21 protein-coding genes are annotated in these 19,583 nt (G+C 70.9%); 7 read left to right on the top strand and 14 right to left on the bottom strand.

Going from position 1 to position 19,583, the window contains the following annotated elements; genetic code table 11:
- The first annotated feature begins 59 nt into the window (after positions 1-59).
- Entirely contained in the window at positions 60-1,154 is a 1,095-nt protein-coding gene (locus OG828_RS38580; RefSeq protein WP_328367426.1) for a DUF5925 domain-containing protein, read from the top strand.
- A 33-nt stretch (positions 1,155-1,187) separates the two neighbouring features.
- A complete protein-coding gene (locus tag OG828_RS38575; protein WP_328503785.1) occupies positions 1,188-1,958 on the top strand; it encodes a DUF72 domain-containing protein in 771 nt (256 codons plus the stop codon).
- 12 nt (positions 1,959-1,970) lie between these two features.
- Here OG828_RS38575 and OG828_RS38570 read toward each other — a convergent pair whose 3' ends face one another.
- The gene (locus tag OG828_RS38570) at positions 1,971-2,342 is read right to left on the bottom strand and encodes a GntR family transcriptional regulator (RefSeq protein ID WP_328367421.1); all 372 of its coding nucleotides are present in this window, start codon (positions 2,340-2,342) and stop codon (positions 1,971-1,973) included.
- A 72-nt stretch (positions 2,343-2,414) separates the two neighbouring features.
- Between OG828_RS38570 and OG828_RS38565 the strand changes: the two genes are divergently transcribed.
- Both OG828_RS38565 and OG828_RS38560 read left to right on the top strand, forming a co-directional pair.
- On the top strand, positions 2,415-3,344 hold the full coding sequence (locus tag OG828_RS38565) for a GNAT family N-acetyltransferase (protein ID WP_328367418.1): 930 nt from the start codon (positions 2,415-2,417) through the stop codon (positions 3,342-3,344).
- Positions 3,325-3,825, top strand: coding sequence for a DUF402 domain-containing protein (locus tag OG828_RS38560; RefSeq protein ID WP_328503784.1), 501 nt, complete (start codon positions 3,325-3,327; stop codon positions 3,823-3,825). The genes OG828_RS38565 and OG828_RS38560 overlap by 20 nt, the downstream gene beginning before the upstream one ends.
- Before the next feature lie 3 nt (positions 3,826-3,828).
- On the opposite strand, the gene OG828_RS38555 is transcribed toward OG828_RS38560, so the two are convergent.
- The gene (locus OG828_RS38555) at positions 3,829-4,443 is read right to left on the bottom strand and encodes a class I SAM-dependent methyltransferase (RefSeq protein ID WP_328367412.1); all 615 of its coding nucleotides are present in this window, start codon (positions 4,441-4,443) and stop codon (positions 3,829-3,831) included.
- A 171-nt stretch (positions 4,444-4,614) separates the two neighbouring features.
- Between OG828_RS38555 and OG828_RS38550 the strand changes: the two genes are divergently transcribed.
- Complete coding sequence (locus tag OG828_RS38550; RefSeq protein ID WP_282615144.1) at positions 4,615-4,749, top strand: hypothetical protein; 135 nt, start codon at positions 4,615-4,617, stop codon at positions 4,747-4,749.
- A gap of 26 nt (positions 4,750-4,775) precedes the next feature.
- Here the strand turns inward: OG828_RS38550 and OG828_RS38545 are convergent, their stop codons facing one another.
- Positions 4,776-5,225, bottom strand: coding sequence for a GNAT family N-acetyltransferase (locus OG828_RS38545; protein ID WP_328503783.1), 450 nt, complete (start codon positions 5,223-5,225; stop codon positions 4,776-4,778).
- A 172-nt stretch (positions 5,226-5,397) separates the two neighbouring features.
- Between OG828_RS38545 and OG828_RS38540 the strand changes: the two genes are divergently transcribed.
- Positions 5,398-6,396, top strand: a complete 999-nt coding sequence (locus OG828_RS38540; protein WP_328503782.1) for a lytic polysaccharide monooxygenase auxiliary activity family 9 protein — start codon at positions 5,398-5,400, stop codon at positions 6,394-6,396.
- Positions 6,397-6,454: 58 nt separating this feature from the next.
- Here OG828_RS38540 and OG828_RS38535 read toward each other — a convergent pair whose 3' ends face one another.
- Together OG828_RS38535 and OG828_RS38530 are read right to left on the bottom strand one after the other, a co-directional pair.
- A complete protein-coding gene (locus tag OG828_RS38535) occupies positions 6,455-7,315 on the bottom strand; it encodes an esterase/lipase family protein (protein ID WP_328367402.1) in 861 nt (286 codons plus the stop codon).
- A 174-nt stretch (positions 7,316-7,489) separates the two neighbouring features.
- On the bottom strand, positions 7,490-7,933 hold the full coding sequence (locus OG828_RS38530) for a MarR family winged helix-turn-helix transcriptional regulator (RefSeq protein ID WP_328503781.1): 444 nt from the start codon (positions 7,931-7,933) through the stop codon (positions 7,490-7,492).
- Between the two features lie 95 nt (positions 7,934-8,028).
- Between OG828_RS38530 and OG828_RS38525 the strand changes: the two genes are divergently transcribed.
- Positions 8,029-8,403, top strand: coding sequence for a cupin domain-containing protein (locus OG828_RS38525; protein WP_328441393.1), 375 nt, complete (start codon positions 8,029-8,031; stop codon positions 8,401-8,403).
- A 17-nt stretch (positions 8,404-8,420) separates the two neighbouring features.
- On the opposite strand, the gene OG828_RS38520 is transcribed toward OG828_RS38525, so the two are convergent.
- From OG828_RS38520 to OG828_RS38480, 9 genes are all read right to left on the bottom strand, one after another.
- A complete protein-coding gene (locus OG828_RS38520; RefSeq protein WP_328367395.1) occupies positions 8,421-9,383 on the bottom strand; it encodes a DNA polymerase Y family protein in 963 nt (320 codons plus the stop codon).
- Positions 9,380-12,802 carry a DNA polymerase III subunit alpha gene (locus OG828_RS38515; RefSeq protein WP_328503780.1) on the bottom strand — a complete coding sequence of 1,141 codons (3,423 nt, stop codon included), beginning with the start codon at positions 12,800-12,802 and terminating at the stop codon, positions 9,380-9,382. The genes OG828_RS38520 and OG828_RS38515 overlap by 4 nt, the downstream gene beginning before the upstream one ends.
- 111 nt (positions 12,803-12,913) lie before the next feature.
- Positions 12,914-13,081 (bottom strand): hypothetical protein, encoded by a 168-nt coding sequence (locus tag OG828_RS38510; RefSeq protein ID WP_328441390.1) that lies wholly within the window; start codon positions 13,079-13,081, stop codon positions 12,914-12,916.
- A complete protein-coding gene (locus OG828_RS38505) occupies positions 13,078-14,217 on the bottom strand; it encodes a hypothetical protein (protein WP_328441389.1) in 1,140 nt (379 codons plus the stop codon). The genes OG828_RS38510 and OG828_RS38505 overlap by 4 nt, the downstream gene beginning before the upstream one ends.
- Entirely contained in the window at positions 14,214-15,218 is a 1,005-nt protein-coding gene (locus OG828_RS38500; RefSeq protein ID WP_328503779.1) for a hypothetical protein, read from the bottom strand. The genes OG828_RS38505 and OG828_RS38500 overlap by 4 nt, the downstream gene beginning before the upstream one ends.
- Before the next feature lie 25 nt (positions 15,219-15,243).
- A complete protein-coding gene (locus tag OG828_RS38495; RefSeq protein ID WP_328503778.1) occupies positions 15,244-16,329 on the bottom strand; it encodes a hypothetical protein in 1,086 nt (361 codons plus the stop codon).
- 39 nt (positions 16,330-16,368) lie between these two features.
- Positions 16,369-17,226: a phage distal tail protein gene (locus OG828_RS38490; RefSeq protein ID WP_328367379.1), complete on the bottom strand. Its 858-nt coding sequence runs from the start codon at positions 17,224-17,226 to the stop codon at positions 16,369-16,371.
- Complete coding sequence (locus tag OG828_RS38485) at positions 17,223-18,422, bottom strand: hypothetical protein (protein WP_328503777.1); 1,200 nt, start codon at positions 18,420-18,422, stop codon at positions 17,223-17,225. Before OG828_RS38485 ends, OG828_RS38490 begins: the two co-directional genes overlap by 4 nt.
- Entirely contained in the window at positions 18,419-19,261 is an 843-nt protein-coding gene (locus OG828_RS38480; protein ID WP_328503776.1) for a hypothetical protein, read from the bottom strand. The genes OG828_RS38485 and OG828_RS38480 overlap by 4 nt, the downstream gene beginning before the upstream one ends.
- Between the last annotated feature and the right edge of the window lie 322 nt (positions 19,262-19,583).

The following is a 19,583-nucleotide window of genomic DNA, read 5'->3' as shown; positions in this document are numbered from 1 at the left end:
CTCCGGACCCACTGCGGAAACCGGGTGCACTCGGCGCCCGCGTGCCGGATCATGGGCCCATGTCTGTGAACCCTCACGAAGCTCTGCCGATCCGGCTCAACGTCGACGACAGCGACTCGCCGTCCGACGTCGTCGACGCGCTGTTCCTCGGCCGCTTCGCGACGGGCGAGCAGCCGCACTCGCACGCGGCGAACATCGAGCGCGTACGGACCGGGGCGACCCTTCTGCCGCCGGGCGCCCGCGTGCTGCGCTCCGCCCGCGACGACGACCGCAGCGCGACGCTGGCGGAGGGCGACGGCTGGACGATGCTGATCTCCCGCTGGAACCGGGGCGCCGACGTCACGGTGACGGCGACCAGCGCCGAGCTTGCGGAGAAGGTCCTCGACCAGGCGACGGACGGCGCCGCGGATGAACCCGAGCCGCAGCCGGAGAACGTGACGATGGGCTTCTGGTACGTCTCCCCCAGGCGCGGCCCGCACCGCACGACACGGCAGATCTCCGCGGGTACGTGGGACGAGGTGCGGCCCAACTACACCGCGCCGGTCGCGGACGCGATGGACCGCCTGATGAAGACGACCCCGGAGGACATCGCGGGCCGTCTCCTCCTGCTGCACGGCCCGCCCGGCACCGGCAAGACGTCGGCGCTGCGCACGCTGGCGCGGTCCTGGCGGGACTGGTGCCAGGTGGACTGCGTACTGGACCCCGAGCGGCTCTTCAGTGACGTCGGCTATCTGATGGACATCGCGATCGGCGAGGAGGACTCGACGGGCAAGGGCCGCTGGCGGCTGCTGCTCCTCGAGGACTGCGACGAACTGATCCGCGGCGAGGCGAAGCACACCGCGGGCCAGGCGCTGTCGCGGCTGCTGAACCTGACGGACGGCCTCCTCGGCCAGGGTCGCAACGTCCTGGTCGGCGTCACCACCAACGAGGATCTGGAACGCCTCCACCCGGCCGTCGTCCGCCCCGGCCGCTGTCTCGCCCGCATCGAGGTCGGTCCGCTGACCCACGCGGAGTCGGTGAGCTGGCTCGGCACGGACGAGGGCATCGACCGCGAGGGCGCGACCCTGGCCGAGCTGTACGCACTGCGCCGGGGCACGTCACCGACGTCGCTGCCGGAGCCGCGGGGGCGGGCGGACGCGGGACTGTATCTGTAGGTCGCGCTGCCGGGGCGGTGCTTTGATGGACGTATGACCCTGTTCGTCGGCACGTCGGGCTGGCAGTACAAGGACTGGCGGGGCGTTCTCTACCCGGCGGACCGCCCCACGCGGCTCTGGCTGGAGGAGTACGCGAAGCGGTTCGCGACGGTCGAGATCAACAACGCCTTCTACCGGCTGCCGGCGCGGGAGACCTTCGAGACCTGGCGGGAGCGCGTCCCGCCGGACTTCGTGGTCGGGGTCAAGGCGAGCCGCTTCCTCACCCACATCAAGCGGCTGCGGGAGCCCGAGGAACCGGTGCACCGCCTGATGACCCACGCGGCCGGCCTCGGCGACCGCCTGGGCCCGGTCCTCCTCCAGCTGCCGCCCACCCTCCGCGCCGACCCCGGTCTCCTGGACGCCTGCCTCGCCTGCTTCCCGCGCGGCACCCGCGTCGCCGTCGAACCGCGCCACGAGTCCTGGTGGACCGAGTCGATCCGCCAGGTCCTCGAATCCCGGGGCGCGGCCCTGTGCTGGGCGGACATCCAGGCCCGCCCCATGACCCCGCTGTGGCGGACCACCGACTGGGGCTACGTCCGCTTCCACCAAGGCCGCGCCCAGCCCTGGCCTCGCTACGGCCGGCAGTCCCTGACCACCTGGGTCCACCGCATCACGGACACCTGGACCGACGACCACGACGTCCACGCCTACTTCAACAACGACCCGGGCGGCGCGGCGGTGGAGGACGCGGTGGTGTTCGCGGGGGTGGCGAGGAAGGCGGGGCTGAGGGTGACGCGGGTGCCGGAGCGGGTGCCTACGACGTGACCGTCTGTCCCCTCAGCCCTTGCTGTATGCCGCCCGCACCGCGTCCCGGACAGCGGCAAGTGCTTCCTCTTCGCCGAGCCCCAGCCGCCGCACACGCTCCACGTACGCCTGAGCGGCCGACGCGGCCTCCCGTTCGGCGGCCGAGCCCGCCGCCGCCACGAACGTTCCGTTCCGCCCCCGCGTCTCGATCACCCCGTCCGCCTCCAGGGTCCGATACGCCTTGGCGACCGTGTTCGCCGCCAGCCCGAGCGACTCGGCGAGCCCGCGCACCGTCGGCAGCCGGTACCCCACGGGCAGCACCCCCGCCCGCGCCTGCTCGGAAATCTGCGCACGCACCTGCTCGTACGGCGGGGCACTGTCATCGATGTGGATCTTCAAGGTCACGGGCCGATTGTCCCGCACCGCAGGAAAAAATGAGGAGCATCCCGGCGCACGGTCCACGTAGCCTGCGGCCACATGACCATCATCGTGCGCGAGCTGCGCCCCGAAGTCCGGGCCGACGTCGAGGGCTTCGCCCACGTCCGCCACCTGGCACTCCCCTTTTATCTCGTCACCCCGGACTCCATCACCTACGACGTCACTCACGCCCACCCCGACGCGCACTACAGCCCGCTGGTCGCGGTGGAGGACGACGAGGTCATCGGGACGGCGCAGGTCGGCATGGTCCACGACAGCCCGGACCCGGGCCAGGGCTACGTCAATGTGTACGTGCGCCCGGACCGGACCCGTCGCGGCGCCGGTGCTCTGCTGGTCCGTGCCGCCGAGGAACACCTGGCCGCGCAGGGCGCCACGGCCCTCTTCGCGTGGGTCCTCGACGAGCCCGGCAACCGCGTCTTCGCCGAGCGGCACGGCTATCGGGCGAGCCGTTCCGCCCACTTCCTCCGCCTGGACCTGGTGAACGGCTCCCTGCCCCCGCTCCAGGACGCCGCGCCGGGCGTCGAACTGCGGTCGGCCGCCGACTTCGCGGACGACCCACGACCGCTGTTCACGCTGGACGCGGAGACGACGTCGGACGAACCGAGCGACGTCGACTACGAGTTCACGGATTACGAGGCTTGGCTGGAGAGCACCTGGCGGCACCCCCTGTTCAGCCCCGAACTGACCTCCGTGGCACTCGTCGACGGCCGCCCCGCCGCCTTCAGCGCGGCCCGCACCGACGGCGGCACCCGCTACGCCACCGTGATGACCGGCACGGCCCGCGACTTCCGCGGCCGGGGCCTCGCCAAGCTCGCCAAGAACGACTCCCTGCACCGCGCCCGCGCCGCCGGATTGACGGAGGCGTTCACGGGCAACGACACCGGGAACGACCCGATGCTCGCGATCAACAAGTGGTTCGGATACGAGATCTGCGCGACGGAGGTGCGCTATGTCCGCGAACTCGGCTGACTCGAAGACCCCTGTAGAGGTCGTCCTGGTCAAGGCGGGCCGCACGAAGATCCGTTACCCGGCGCAGCTGCTCGGCGACGACGGCACCAGGATCGCGGTGCGCGCCCCCTGGGCAGGCGACACCACCCGCGACTTCGGCTTCGTACGCTTCGAGTCCGGTGACGTCTTCACCGAGTACTACTGGCGCGACCGCTGGTACTCGGTGAAGGAGGTCCGCGACGCCCGAGGCGCGCTGAAGGGCTGGTACTGCGACATCACGCGCCCGGCCGTGCTCTCCGGCGCCGAGCTGGTCGTGGAGGATCTGGACCTCGACCTCTGGCGCTCCGCCGACGGGACGGACGTACGACGTCTGGACGAGGACGAGTTCGCCGAGAGCGGGCTGGCGCGGCGGGACCCCGAGGCCGCGGCCTCGGCGCTGGCCGCCCTGGACGAGCTGGAGGCCCTGGCGCTCAAGGGCGACTTCGAAGCGCTGCTGGCCTGAGGATCACAGCTGGACCACCACCGCATACCGGTCGTCCTCCACCGCCCTCCCCCACAGCCGGGGCTCGTCCGACAGCCGTTCCACGCGCGCCTGTCCGGCGAGCGGCGCGAGCAGTGCGGTGAGCCGGTCGGCGGGTAGGCCGACCGGGCTGACCGTGCCCCAGACCCCCTCGACCAGCACGAGCCGGCCTCCTGGGCGCAGCAGCTCCCGCCAGTGCCGCAGGGCGCGACCGGGGTCGGGCAGGGCCCACAGGACATGGCGTACGAGCACGGTGTCGAACCGGTCCTCGCCCACCGGTGGCGCCGCCGCGTCACCGACGAGGAACACGGCGTCACGTCCGGCGAGCTTCGCTCTCGCCAGCGCGACCATGGCCGGGGACAGATCGACGCCGGTGACGCGGTGCCCCTGTTCGGCCGCGAGGAGCGACAGGCTGCCGGTGCCGCAGCCGAGGTCGAGGACGTCGCACGGCCGCGGGGGCAGCCAGGCGCGCAGCCGGTCGGCCCAGGCCAGGCGCACGTCGGGGTCGCGCAGGCCGTGGTCGGGCTCGTCGTCGAAGGCGGGCGCCGCCGCGTCCCAGTCCGCGACCGCTCCGGCGTGCGTGTTCTCGTCATCACTCATGCTCACAGCGTGACAGCCACCACTGACACTCGAGCGCTGGTCGAGGCCCGGTCGAATGAAGGTCGAAATCGTGATGACCGCCACTGACAGCGGGGCGCCGATGAGGAACCCTCGCCGAAAGGGTCTACCTCCGTGACAACGCGGAACCCGGTAGCCCTGAAGGAGGCAGCCATGCGCCGAGTCACCGTGCAGAAGCCCCTGAAAAAGACGGACGTCCGCCGGCTCCGTGAGCGGGCCGACGAGCGCCCCGCCGAGCGTTCCGAGGTCCGAAAGGACATCGCGCGCACCTGGTGGCCGGACGGCTGACCGGGCGGGCGAGGTCATGAGACGCGTCAGCTGAGCCGCTTGCGGTAGTGGATGCGGTCGTACGGCCCGTCCGCGCGCTGCTCGATGACCTCGTAGCCGTACTTCGGGTAGATCTTCTGGTTCTCCCACATCATCACGTTCGTATAGAGCCTGACCTCGGGCAGGCCGAGCGCACGCGCGCGTGCGTCCACGAACTCCAGCAGCCGTCGCCCCACGCCCTGGCCATGGGCGTCGGGGTGGACGGCGATGCTGTCGAGGAACAGATGGTCCTCGTGCGTCTCGATCACGACCAGGCCGATCACCGGATCGCCCGTGACGAACACCTTCCCCGCGGCCACGTTCGCCGTGTGGTCCGCCTCCATGGGCACCGGCACCACCCCGATGCGCTCGATATAGGGACGGTACGCGGCGTCGGTGACGCTCTTCACGGCCGGTACGTCGGCGGCCACGGCAGGCCGGATCTCGTCGTCTGTCATGTCTTGAACCGTAGCTACCTGATCCCAGGCTGAGCACTCCCTTAAAGCGACCATAAGGATCTCCCTCCCCCGCCTCCAGCAGGCGATTTCACGGTCATCCGGGGCTAGCTTGCTGATCGCCCCCCACGGGTTCCGGCCCATTGATCCAGTGACCGTTCCGAGGAGTTCCGTCATGCCCGCACGCCGCAAGGTCGCCACCGTCGCAGCCGTCGGCATCGCCCCGCTCGCCCTGACCGCGCTGGCCGCCGTGCCCGCGTCCGCGCACGGCTCGATGGGCGACCCGGTCAGCCGGGTCTCGCAGTGTTACGCGGAGGGGCCCGAGAGCCCGAAGTCCGAGGCGTGCAAGGCGGCGGTCGCGGCCGGCGGCACGCAGGCGCTGTACGACTGGAACGGCATACGCATCGGTGACGCGGGCGGGCGGCACCAGGCGCTGATTCCGGACGGCAAGCTGTGCAGCGCGAACAACGAGGCGTTCAAGGGGCTCGACCTGGCCCGCGCCGACTGGCCCGCGACCAGCGTGAGCAGTGGGTCGTACACCTTCAAGTACCGTGTGACGGCCCCGCACAAGGGCACCTTCAAGGTGTACATCACCAAGCCCGGCTACGACCCGGCGCAGCCGCCGGCCTGGGACGACCTCGATCTCGACAACCCGGTCGCGACGGTCACCGACCCGGCCGCCTCGGGCGGCTACTACACCTTCTCCGGCAGCCTGCCCGAACGCTCCGGCAAGCAGCTGCTGTACGCGGTCTGGCAGCGTTCGGACAGCCCGGAGGCGTTCTACTCCTGCTCGGACGTCACCTTCGGCGGCGGAGACGCCCCGGCCGCCGACGATTCCTCCGCGGCTCCTGCCCCGTCCGCGTCCGCCCCGTCCGAGGAGCAGATCGAGGACGGTGCCGACAAGTCGACCGTCGAGCACCACGGTCACGGCGACGACGACGCGAGTACGTCGGCGGAGCCGGCCACTGAGCCGTCCACGGAGGCGGTCGCCGATTCTTTCGCCGCCAACGAGCCGAAGGCGGCCGGCGCTTCGGAGAACCTGGCCGAGACGGGCGGCGACAGCAGCACTCCCTACATCGCGGTGGGCGGCGCGGCGGCCCTCGCGCTGGGCGCCGCGGCCCTGTTCGCGTCGGTGCGGCGGCGTGCGGTGAGCGGTGGCCGGCACGGCCGCTGACATCCCTGGGACTCCGGGGCCTGACCGGCGGCTCAGGCCGGTCAGGCCCCGGCGCGGTTCAGCTGACCGCCGATGCGCAGGTGGTCGGGGTGGCGCGGGCCGGGTCGAGGGCGTTCGCCACCTCGTGGAAGGCGATCCGGCTGAACAGCCCGATGGACACGTGCTCGGAGAGGTCGAGCGGGCACAGGTCCTGGAGCAGGACGTTGCGCACGCCGGATCCGCTCAGGAACTGGCTCCGGTACGGCGTGACGACCTCGTCGTACTTGGTGGCGAGGACGGTGTAACTGACACCGGGGACGGTGTCGCCGCCCGCGTTGAGCTTGGCGAGGAAGGCGGAGCCGGCGATCTGGTCGGCGAGCGCCGGGGTGGCGGTGGTGAGCAGGTCCCCGGCGCCCGGGAAGTAGGGCAGGAGGTGGGTCAGGCCGCCCAGGTCGGTGCCGTGGTTGCTGGGCGCGATGCCGACGAGGGCCTTCACCTTGGCGGCGCCGCCGAGGAACTTGACGTAGTAGCGGGGCATCATGCCGCCCTGCGAGTGGCCGACGAGGTCGGTCTCGGTGGCGCCGGTCGCGGTGAGCACCTTGTCGACGAAGGTCTTCAGCTGCTCGGCCGACTTGTCGACGGGTCCCAGGCCGTGGAAGAAGGGGACGCCCGGCAGTTGCCCGTAGTCGAGGGAGAAGACGCAGTATCCGCGATTCTTCAGATACGGCGCGAGGCCCAGCCAGTTGTCGACGGAGTTCCCGAGGGTGCCGTGCACCAGGACGACGGGGCGGGGGTGGGCGGTGGACGGTTTGCAGGAGTAGTTGTTCCAACCGCTGTCGGGGGACTCGGCGGCCTGAACTGCGGCGGCGGGCACCAGGGCGACCGTGGCGGTCAGCAGCAGCGCGGTCAGGGGTCTGAGCACTCGTTTCCAGGGCAGCATCGGGTGATCTCCTTGCGGCTCAAGGGAGTTGAGGCGGCTCTACGCCCTGTGATCCGGATCACGAGGATGCTGTTCACTTGTCAAGTTACGAGTGAGTAGTTCACTTGTGAAGTTACGTGCCAGTAAAAACTTCCAGTGCTAGCCAGTGACTGTGGTAGTGACGCTGACGAACCGTCACCAGATGGGCCTGAGAGGGCCATAGGGTGCGACGCGCCCCAATCGGTCGCTCAACGCCCGCACTTCACTCTCGCCGAGCACGTCGACCCACTCGCGCACCACTTCCGCGGCCGCCTCCTCCGCGGCCCGCGTACAGGCCCACCCCCGCTCGGTCAGCACGACCAGCCGGGCACGCGCATCATCGGGATGCGGCCGTCGCTCGACATACCCCTTGCGCACCAGCTCCTCGACGAGCTGGCTCGCCGCCTGCTTGGTGACCCCGAGATGGACAGCGAGGTCGGTGACCGTCGCCCCGTCGGGGGCGAGCCGCGTGAACGCGAAGCCGTGCGCGGGCCGCACCTCGAACCCGCGCGCCACGACACGGTCGTTGATGCGCCGCGTCAGGTCGGCGGCTGCGGAGAGCAGGGCGGCAGTCAGGGCGAGGGCTTCGGAGTTCTGCACGCAGGCATTGAAACACCCTTGACGAATTGGTCAAGCTGCTTGACCATGTTCCATATAGTCAAGCAGCTTGACCATTACGGCCGGGAGGTCCACCCATGCCCGTCATCCGCCAGTCCGACGCCGTCACCCACGAGATCCACGGCGCCCGCTTCGTCTCGTACGCCACTCCGCGCACCGGCAGCAAAGAACTCTGCGCCTGGCGCGGTGAGATCCCGCCCGGGACCAAGGCGCCCGCGCACACCGTCAACCGGGAGGAGATCCTGCACCTGCTCGACGGCGAGCTGCTGGTCACGCTCGACGGCCGTACCGACCGCGTCAGTGCGGGCGACACCCTGATCATCAACCCCGGCGCGACCCTCACCGTCGAGAACCCGACCGACCGGACCGCGCTCACCTGGGTCACCACCTCCATCGGCCTGGAGGCGGAGCTGGCCGACGGCACACGCATCGTGCCGCCGTGGGCCAACTGATCCCTGTTCAAAGAGAGTTACGCCGCCAGCGTCCCCGGCATCACCGCGTGCGGGCCGAATTTCGCTCGCGCGCGGTCCGCCACCTCCTCGATGCGGCGGGCCTTCTCGTCCACCGGGTCGAAGGTGAGCTGGTAGGAGGCCTGTTCGGCGGGGCCGAGGGCCTCGGCGCGCAGGGTGACCGACCGTACCCGGGCGCGCTGGAGGCCGAGGGCCTCGTACATGTCGTACGCGGTCCGGGTGAGGGCGGCCGAGTGGGCGGTGGGCTCCTTGAGGGTGCGGGTGCGGGTGGTCGCGGTGCGGTCGGCGTAGCGCACGGTGAGGGTCAGGGTGCCGCAGACCTTCTCCAGGGCGCGCAGCCGGGCGCCCAGCTCCTCGGCGGCGGAGAGCAGGGCGCGGCGGTGCCGGTCGGGGTCCAACTCGTCGCGGCGGAAGGGGCGTTCGGCGGCGAGGGAGCGGGAGACGGCGTTCGGTACGACCCGGCCGCGGTCGAAGCCGTTCGCCTTCTCGCGCAGCTCGCGGCCGGTCTTCGCGCCGACCAGCCGCTGAAGCGTGGACAGGGGGGCGGCGGCGACCAGGCCGAGGGTGTCGAGCCCGTACTCGCACAGGGTGCGGGCGGTCGCGGTGCCGACGCCGGGGAGCGCGGTGACGGGCAGCTCGGCGATGCCGTCCGGCCCTTCGGGCAGCTCATGGGTCACCCCGGGCCGGGCGTCGTGCAGCGCCATGCGCGCCAGCATCGGGCCGGGCCCGGCGCCGATCGCACAGTCGACCCCGTGCAGGGCCAGGGAACGGACGCGGATCACCGCCGCCAGTTCGACGGCGCTGCGCCCGAAGTACCGCTCGGCGCCCCGCAGATCGGCCAGCGCGCCGTCCGGCGGCAGCGCCTCGACGACCGGCGTGAACTCCTCGAGCAACCCGATCAGCTCCGGCAGGGCCGCCTCCCGCACCGGCGGCAGCTGGAAACGTACGCAGAGGATGGTCATCCCGCACTCCCCGGACTCTGGTGCCACAACTTCCGTACTTGTGAAGGCTCTTGACCCGCCGGACGCAGATCGGCCCACGGGTGCATTTCGTATCCGGTGGGCATCTGGATTCGCCGTCCGCCCGTCGAATCCCCGCTTCCTTCCGGCACCGGCTCCGCGAGCCGGGCCGCCACCACGTCGAGGCCGCCCTCGGCGCGCAGTTCGACCAGCTCGGCGAGGTTCCAGGCGGCGGACCCCACCACGCTGAGGCTGCGCGGGCCGCGCCGCTGCACCGCTCCGCGCACCAGCAGCAGCCAGGAGTGGAAGACGGTGTGGGCGCAGGCGTCGTGGGAGTCGTCGAAGAAGGCGAGGTCGACCAGGCCGGTGCCGTCGTCCAGGGTGGAGAAGATGACCCTCTTGCCGGACCGGATCGGCGGGGTCTGGGTCGCCGCCTTGGCGCCCGCGACCAGCACCGTCTCCCCGTGTCTGGCATCCCGCAGCCGCCGTGCGGACACCACCCCCAGTTCGTCGAGGAACGCCCGGTGGTCGTCCATCAGATGGCGTGAGGTGTCCATGGACAGCACTCCCAGTTCGGCGCTGAGCCGTTCCGCCGAGGAGAGGTCGGGCAGTCCGGCCGGCGCGGTCTTCCGCCCGCCGGACAGCGGGAGTTGGCCGCCGCCCGCGCCCCGGGCGCCTCGGTGCAGCTCGGTCAAGTGCAGTTGCAGATCACGGCGGTTGGCCCCGAAGGAGTCCAACGCGCCGACTTGGGCCAGCCTTTGGGCGAGCGGACGGCTGGGCCGCGCCCGCTCCCAGAAGTCCAGCAGCGAGGCGTACGGCTGCCCGTCGGCGATCCGCGCCGCCTCGGCCTCGCTGATGCCGTGCACGTCGGAGAGGGCCAACCGCAGCCCCCACACCCCGGATTCAGACACCAGTTCGATACGGTGTGCGACCCCCGACACATTCACATCCAACGGCAGGATCGGCACCCCACGCCGCCGCGCGTCCGCCAGCAGCAGCCGCTTCGGATACATCCCGGGATCGTGCGTGAGCAGCCCGGCGTAGAAGGCCGCCGGGTGGTGCGCCTTCAGCCACGCCGACTGGTAGGTCGGTACGGCGAAGGCGACGGCGTGCGCCTTGCAGAAGCCGTACGAGCCGAAGGCCTCGACGATCTCCCAGGTCCGCTGAATCGTTTCCGCGTCGTAGCCCTTCGCCGCCGCGCGCTGGGCGAACCACACCTTGATCCGCCCCTGCGACTCCGGGTCGGACAGCCCGCGCCGCACCCGGTCCGCCTCGGCCCGTCCGCAGCCGGTCATGATGTCGACGATGTGGATGATCTGCTCATGGAAGACGACGACTCCGTACGTCTCCCGCAGCGGCCCTTCCAGATCCCGGTGCGGATAGCGGATCGGCGCCCGCCCGTGCCGCGCCTCGATGAACGGCCGCACCATGTCGGCGGCGACCGGCCCAGGCCGGAACAGGGAGATGTCGACCACGAGATCGTGGAAGGTGGCCGGCTGAAGCCGCCCGACCAGGTCCCGCTGCCCCGGCGACTCGATCTGGAAGCAGCCCAACGTCTCGGTGGAGCGGATGAGTTCGTACGTCGCCGGGTCGCCGTCCCCTCGTTCGAAATCGAGCGCGTCCAGGTCGACCCGCTCCCCCGTCGTCCGCTCCACCTCCGCGACCGCGTGCGCCATCGCCGACTGCATCCGCACCCCGAGCACATCGAGCTTGAGCAGCCCGAGGTCCTCGACGTCGTCCTTGTCGAACTGCGACATGGGGAAGCCCTCGCCGCTGGTGGGCATGACCGGCGTACGACTGAGCAGGGACGCGTCGGACAGGAGCACTCCGCAGGGGTGCATGGCGATCCCGCGCGGGAGGGCGTCCAGGGCCTCGGTCAGCTCCCAGAGCCTGCCGTACTTCTCCTTCTCACCGGCCAGTTGGCGCAGTTCCGGCAACTCCTCCAGGGCCGCGCGGGCGTCCCGGGCGCGGATGTGCGGGAAGGACTTGGCGATGCGGTCGATGTCGGCCGGGTCCATGGAGAGGGCGGCGCCGACGTCCCGGATCGCGTGCCGGACGCGGTAGGTCTCCGGCATCGAGACGGTCGCGACCCGTTCGGTGCCGAACCGGCCGATGATCTCGCGGTAGACCTCCAGCCGGCGCGCGGACTCCACGTCGATGTCGATGTCGGGCAGCACCAGCCGGCGTTTGGACAGGAAGCGCTCCATCAGCAGCCCGTGCTCGACGGGGTCGGCGTGGGCGATGCCGAGGAGGTGGTTGACGAGGGAGCCGGCGCCGGAGCCGCGCGCGGCGACCCGGATGCCCATCTTCTTCACGTCGTCCACGACTTGAGCGACCGTCAGGAAGTAGGAGGCGAAGCCGTGGTGGGCGATGATGTCCAGTTCCTCGTGCATCCGCTCCCAGTAGGCACGCCGGTGGTCGTAGCCGTGCAGCACCATGCCCGCCGCCGCCCGGGAGGCCAGCGCGCGCTGTGCGGTGCGGCGGCCGGCACCGACGAGATGCGGTTCGGGGAAGTGGACGGTGCCGATGCCGAGGTCGTCCTCGGGATCGACCAGGCACTCGGCGGCGGTGGCCTGCGTCTGCTCCAGCAGGCGGAGCGCGGTGTGGCGCCGGAACCCCGCGGCCTCGACGATCCGCTCGGCCGCCTCGCGCATGGCGCCCGCGTCCTTGAGCCAGGCCTCCCCCGAGTCCAGCCCCTTGGCGGGGTCGACGGGGACGAGACGGCGGGCGGCGTCCAGGACGTCGGCGACCGGGCCGAGGCCGGGGTCGGCATAGCGGACGGCATTGCTGAGCACGGGCCGGATCCGCTGCTCGGCGGCGAAGCCGATGGTGCGGGCGGCCAGCCGCAGGGAGCCGGGGCCGGTGCCCGTGCGGTCGTGCCAGACGGCTTCGAGACGCAGGGCATCGCCGTAGGCCTCCCGCCAGGGGGCGAGGAGCCTCGCCGCCCGGTCGGGGCGTCCCGCGGCGAGCGCGCGGCCGACGTCGGAGTCGGGGCCGAGCAGGACGGTCAGACCCTCGGCGGGGACGGCGGTCCAGGACAGCAGGGGGGTGTCCTCGGCGGTGTGGGCGGCGGTGACGAGACGGCACAGGCCGGCCCAGCCACGAACGCCGTCCCGGGCGAGGAAGGTCACCCGCGGTGTCGACTCGTCGATGAAGGCACCGCCGCGGACCGGGGTACGGCGCTTTTGTCGACGTACGGACTCCTGCTCCTCCACCGCCAGGTTCACGCCGAACAGCGGACGGACACCCGCCTTGGCGCAGGCCTTGGCGAAGCGGACCGTGCCGCCGAGGGTGTCGCGGTCGGTGAGGGCGAGGGCGTCCATGTGCCGTTCGGAGGCGCGCTCGGCCAGCCGCTCCGGATGGGAAGCGCCGTAGCGCAGGGAGAACCCGGAGACGGTGTGCAGATGGGTGAAGCCAGGCATCCGCACCTCCCGCTATCGAACATCAGTTCCCGACTGCCTCACCCCCACCATAGACCAAAACCCGAACGTCTGTGCGATTACCCTTGGAGCGTCCCTCACCTGCGGAAACGGCTACTCGGAGTCGGAAGCGTCCGTCTCGGCGGGTTCCTCGGCGTCCCCGGCGGTCGCCTGGGCGGTGGTGCCGGGCGTCGTGCGCTGCGCGGTCTCCAGGGCGTGCAGCCGGCGCTTGATGTCGCGGAGCTCGGTCAGGAGGGTGTCGGGGCGGTTGATCCTGGTCACGGGATGCTCCTGTTCGTGGTGGGTGTCACGGTCAGCTGGACCTGTTCCTCGCCCGCGTCGTTGCCCGGGGTGACCTCGATCCCGGTGATCCGTACGTCGAACTGGGTGCCCTCGGGGAAGAAGACGTCCTTGATGACGACGGTGGCGTCGTCGCCCACCTGGTAGGAGCCGAGCACCGGGTCCAGGTCGGCCCGCACGGTCAGCTCGGGCAGGACCACGGGGGCCGAGACGGCGGCGAGGGCCGAGCGGGCCTGGGAGGCCAGGAGCGCCGCGTCGGTGAGATGGACGTAGGAGACCTCGGTCTCGGTGAGCGGGCGTCCGGTGGCGCGGTCCTCGGCGACGGCGACGAGCTGGCTGTTCTCCCCCTCGCCCTGCTCGCCGAGGGCGAAGACCCGGCTCGCGGTGGAGGCGCCGTCGACCGGCCAGGTGTAGCCGGTCAGGTTGGCCCCGTACTCCCACACGTGCGGGGTGCCCTGCTGGCCGAGGTGCGGGGTGCCGACGCGCAGCCGGTGGACAGGGCGGCCGTCGGTGCCGTACGCCATGTCGAAGACGAAGTCGGGGCCGTCCTCCAGGCTCGCCAGCTCGCGCAGGGCCTCGCCGGTGCTCTTGAGGTCGCTGCCGCGGTAGACGAGCGTGCGGATGATGCCGGAGCCGGCCGTGGACTCGGGGCGCACCCGGATGTCGCCGCCGGGGTGCGCCTGGGCGGTGGCGACGAGGGCGCGGGCGATGTCGGACTGGTCGCGGTCGATGAAGGGCACGTCGGCCGCGGACAGATCGGTGGCGTCCGGGTCGAAGTCGGCGGGCAGGACCCGGCGGTGGTCGAAGTAGGAGAGGAAGCCGGCCGCCCCGATCTCCAGGTGCTGGTCGGCGGAGGTGTACTTGACGGTCCAGATCACCCCGCCCCATACGAGCACTCCGTCCCGCTCGACGTAGAGGGCGGTGCGTCCGGGCTCGGTGAGTTCCCGGGGGCGGTGCACGGTGACGCGCGGGTCGCCCAGGGGCAACCGGGCGCGGAACTCACCGGCTTCGTTGAGTTCGCTGCTGAACGTGACGTCGTACAGCGGGAGTTCGTCGGTGACGGCGCCGGTGGTGAGGTCGGCGGTGTAGTAGGTGTAGCGGGTCGGGGTGCGGGTCACTGGTCCACCAGCCAGGTGGTGTTGAGGTAGATCAACTGGGTGGCCGGCAACTGGACGCCCTGAGCGAACAGCACCACGGCACCGTCGGTGCGGAGCATGAGTTCGAGCCCTCGTGTCACACCGCCCAGCGCGGTGTACCAGTGGTGCCCCACCGCCGGGCGGAAACCGGCCGGGACGGCGGTCATGGAGATGGCGTTGGCCGAGAGGGCGACGGCGGTCTGCAGGGCGCCGCGCATGTGGACGGTGGCGCCGACCCGGCGTACGGCCGGTGTCTCGTTGTTGTACACGTTCCAGTTGGGAAGCAGGGGGAGGGTGACCCAGCCGGTGTCGTCGTTGACCGCCCGCCAGCCCGCCGAACTGTCGTACCACTCCAGATGGTTGGAGTCCCAGCGGTGGATGTACATGCCGGTGTAGGGGTGCGTGGGCCGGTTGGCCGCGCCCCAGACCCGCAGGATGCCGCCGGCGGCCGTGGTCCAAGGGCGCAGGTCCTCGATGCCGGCGTTGGCGACGGACGTGGCGTTCCTCGGAATCCTGATCCGGGCGAGCGGGATGTGGTCGCCTGTCACCACGGGGTCGGTGGGGGTGGCGGCGGCCGTTCCCTTGACGAGTTCGACGGTCATGGCGGTGGTGGCGTCGCCGTACTGTTCGTCCCGCTGCCGGGCGATGACCAGGTCGTTGCGCGGGTTGGCCGAGTCGGCGGGGTGCGTGCCGAGTACGTCGAGGGTCTTCTCCTGGCCGAGCGTGACGAGGTAGGCGCCGGCCGCGGTGGCCCTCGTCCCCTGGATCACACCCTGGAAGGGGGCCACGGTGACCTTGCCGGACACCGTGGTGGTGGCCTGGACCCGGCCGGGGTCGCCGGTGGCCGCGCGGATGCCGCTGCGGGCCTGGACCGGTCCGGCCCCGGGTGCGGCGAGCACGCCGGTCGCGAGCCGGGCGTCCTCGGCGTCGATGACACCGCCGGCTACCCAGGCGGAGTCGCGTTCTGGAGGGGGCGTACTCATGCGGGTGCCTCTTCTGCTCGCGGAGTCAGGGGACGGGGAACGCCATCACGCGCAGACCGGTGAAGACCGCGGAGCCCGTCGGCACGGCCGCGGTACCGGTCGTGATGCCGCCGCCCCGGTCGAGGGTCTGCTGCAGCACCCAGGGCCCCGTCGTCGCGGGGATCAGCTGGTGGCCGGTCGTGACCGTGGTGGTGAGCCTCGTGGGTCCGCCGTGAAAAGTGGCGCAGGTGAGGCCCCCTCCGTCCGGCCCGCGCACCACGTGGTCCCATCGCTCGTCGCCCGAGGTGGACACCATCACCTGCCCCGAGAAGGAGAGCAGCCGAGGGTAGGGCGCCGCAGGAATGGTCACCTGGTTGAAGACGAAGGAGTCGGCGCCCGCCGAGCCGGTCCGCGGCCAGCCCGCGTCGGCCGGGCCGAAGAACTGCACCGAGCCCGTGACCGCGGGGCGCCAGGCGCTGCCGACGCGTACGAGGTCGAGGCCGGTCTCCAGGTCGTACACGCGTTGGCCTGTGTAGCCGTCGGCCGGGAGGTTCTCGTGGGTCTGCAGCGGCAGCACTCCGCCCGCGGCGACGGTGAACACGCGCAGGTCCTTGATGTCGCCTCGGGCGATCGATCCCGCGTTCGCCCGGACGGTGATCGCGGCGAGCGGGATGCAGTCGTCGCGCACCGTGGGCGCGACCGGCGTCACCGCGGGGGCCCCGGCCACCACGTGGACGAGCATGCCGTCGCTCGCGTCGCCGTACTGCCGGTCGGTCTGCTGGGCCACGACGAGGGCGATGCGGGGGTTGGACGAGTGGGCGGGGGCCGCGGTCAGCACGTCGAGTTTCTTCTGCTGGGCGAGCGTGATCAGATACGCGCCCGCCGCGGTGCTCCGGGTGCCCTGCACGACGCCTTGGAACGGGCGCACGGTCACTTCGCGGGACGGCGTGGCGATCGCCTCGACAGCGCCCGGGTTGCCGGGGCCCGGCTTGATTCCCGTACGGGCGGCGATCGGGTTGCCGGGGTCGGCGGACGCCGCGGCGAGCACACCGGTGGCGAGCCGGGCGTCCTCGGCGTCGACGACACTACCCGAGAGCCATCCGGAGTGACGTTCGAATTCAGCTTCAGCCATGCGGGTGCGTTCCTTCTGTTGCTCTTTCGGTGGGCGGGGTCAGAGCCAGGCGTCGCGCCATTCGGCGGTCAGCCGGGCGGCCGGGGCGTCGTCGGGGGCGCGGAAGAGCACAGGCGTCGAGCCCGGCCGGAGCGGGAACCAGTCCGAGCCGGGCCGCAGCGCGGAGCGGCGGGAGGCGGTGCCCTGGAGGAGGACCGAGCGCGCGTCGGTGTCGATGACCAGGAACTCGCCTTCCTGGAGGGTGAGTTCGAAGGCGAGTTCCTCGCCGGTCGCGGTGTTGGTGATCACCGGCTGGACGCAGGGCCCGCCGATCCGCCACACGGGCCAGGTGGGGGCGGTGCCCTGATTCTCCAGCAGCAGCCGGCCGCCGGAGGAGCCCGATCCGAAGTCCAGGGGGAAGGTGAGCGGAAAGACGACGCCACCGCTGGAGGAAGGCAGCGGGCAGGTACTGGTGTTGAGCCCGTACGAGTACCGCAGCGGATCCGGCGCGGTCATGGTCAGGGAGAACTCGAAGCCGGACTTGCGGTCGACGATCTTCGTCTCGGCGGTGAGCCTGACCAACGCCCGCCGGGTGCGGTGCGGTTCGGTGACGACGAGCGGCGTGAGCGTACTGCCGTCGGCGAGTACGGCCGCCAGCCGGTCCTTGGCCGCTTCGCGGGCCGCCCGGTCGGGGACCACGGCGGTGCCCTCCAGGGTGATCACGCGGGGTCCGCGGTAGGAGGGGGCGTCGAACGCGCCGTGCCGCTCGGGCCGGTCGGTCAGGGTGAGCCGCAAGGGCGGGGTGCCGGCCCAGCCCTGCTCGCTGGTAACCCACCATTCGACGCCGGAGTCGTCGACGGTGTTCCCCGCCCAGCCGTCCACCTCGAACACCGGCTGCTGGAGCTGCCGCCCGCTCATCGCTTGGCCGCCCAGGCGAGTTCACGGGCGGTGATACGGCCGATCTCGTACTCGGACTGTCCGGGGCGGGGATGGACATTGACGGTGACCGGGGAGGCCGCGGTGGCGCCACCGGGACGGGCCCCCGAGCGGGCGGCGACTCCGGCGAGGCTGTAACCGGGTCCGATCGCACTCCGCGCGGTGGCGGTGGCGAGCCGCCCGGCGGCCCCCGCCACTCGGTTCCCGGCGCCCTCCATGCCCAGCGCGAGACCTTCGCCGACGTCACCGCCGAAGCCCATCATCACCTTGGACGGCGACGAGATGCCGAGGATGCTGCGGATGGGCCCGGGAATGGTGTTGATGATGAAGTTCTTCACGGTGTTGAGAAGGGCAGAGGCCGAGTTCTTGATGCCGTTGATGAGCCCCATGACGAGGTCGCCGCCCAGACCCATCAGCCGGTCGGGCAGTTCGGCGAAGAAGCCCCAGATCTTCCCGGGAACCCCCCGCAGAAAATCAACTACGGCGTTCCACTTGTCGACGATCCAGTCGCGCACCGTCCCGACCGCCTCTTTGATCCGGTCCCAGTGCTTCACTATCGCCAGCACGGCGATCCCCACCGGACCGGTCAGAATCGCCACGAGCAACGGCCAGTTGGCCTTCAGCCAATTGACCACGCTCTTCCCGGCATCGATCAGCCAGTTGATGGCGACCGACGCCCCCTTCATGACCGTCCCCACCACCTGCCCGATAATCTTGAACGCCGCCTGCACCACGGCCTGCACAGTCTTCGACTGCATCGCCATCTCGACGAGCTTGGTGATGAGCGGCAGGATGAGCGCGAGGACGGCACCGAGGATGTTGGCCTTCATCGCTGTGTTGAGCCCCCGCTGAGCGGTGGTGGCGGTCCGCAGCCCCTGGCTGAACCGGGAGAACAGCCCACCGCCCGACGCCGCGCTCCGCCCCGCCCGCTGGACATCGGCAGAGGCCCGGGTGGCGGCCGTCCGCATCTGATTGAGCCCACCGCTCGCCTGGGTGGCGGCGGTCCGCAGCCGCCCGGTGGCGGTGCTCGCCTGCGTCGCGGCACTCCTGAGCCGGTCGACCGAACCGGTGGTGCCGGTCGCTGCGGTCCGCAGCCGGTTTCCGGCCGTACTCGTCTGGGTCAGGGCGGTCCGGAAGCGAGTGAGCGCGCCGGTGGCCTGGACCAGTGCGGTTCTCATCTCTGCAACTCCCGCTCGATCGCGCTTATCTGACTGGAAAACGACTTCATCTCGGGGGCGGCCAACTCCACCAGGCGGACGAACCTCACGATGGTCGCCCTGAGTTGCTTCTCCTGGCGCTCCAACTGGTGGACGTTCGGTATGTCCTTACCGCCCTGCCGCTTCTTGGTCTGGTCCGTCGCCGAATCTTTCGAACCTGTCAGCTTCTCTATCCGGTTCTTCGCCCAAGCCGCGCTCTTCTCGAGTTTGACGAGGTCTTTTCGCATGCGGGGCAGATCCGGTTCCCGATTGAGCAGTTCACGAATCTTGTTCGCTTTGACGTGGGCGCCGTCCACCTGCTGCTGCATGGCGCCGACGCTCTTCTTCGTCGCCTTTTCCTCTTCGAGGTCCCTGATCCGCTTGAGCATGTTCACCGGGTCGACCATGTCCATGATGGCCTTTTTGGTGTCCGCCGGGCCGGCCAGGTTCAGCGCCTTCAACTGGTCGACCGTGCGCTTGGTCTCCATCCTGTTGAGCACAAAGTCCTTCAGGACCGCGTCCACCCTGATCACGTCAGCCTGGACGGCCAGGAAGTTCCCTTCGACCTTGGCGAAGTTCCCGGCCAGGTTCAGCCCGGTGGACTCGGCCTTCATGGCCACATTGGCGGAACTCACATGCTCGGCGTCCTCCTGCGCCTTCAGGGCGGCGATCTCGCCTCGAACCGCCTCCTTGAACTCCGTCGGAACACGCGAGGCGTCCGCGAACTGTGCCTTGAAGCGCGCGGCGAAATTCTCCGTGCCCTCCAGGGTCGAGACCCGAGCGGTCAGCCTCTCGACCAGGACCTTGATGTCCTCAGCCACGCACTGGCTCCTCTCAACTCGGTGAACTCAGGAAGGCCACGATCTGCGCTGCCGACGCCCCTTGCTCCGCAGTCGGCCGAGGTTCCTGCTCAGGGTCCTCGGAACTGCCGTCCCCCGGCCGCGGCACCGGCTCCGGATAAGGCGCCGGCTCCGTGTCCTCGTCCCGGTTGACTGTCGCGAACATCCAGTTGGCGACCGCGAGTTGGTCGACGACCGCCGCCAGCAGATGATCCGTGACCGTCCAGTCCGCCTGTTCGCCATGGACCGCCCGGGCGAAGGACGAGTCGGCGGGCAGGTGTTCCGTCAGGACGCGCAGGCGGCG

Source organism: Streptomyces sp. NBC_00457 (assembly GCF_036014015.1).
In the GTDB taxonomy this organism is placed as follows: domain Bacteria; phylum Actinomycetota; class Actinomycetes; order Streptomycetales; family Streptomycetaceae; genus Streptomyces.
Note: the sequence above shows the minus strand (reverse complement) of the source record. Positions and strands in the feature narration are given on the sequence as shown.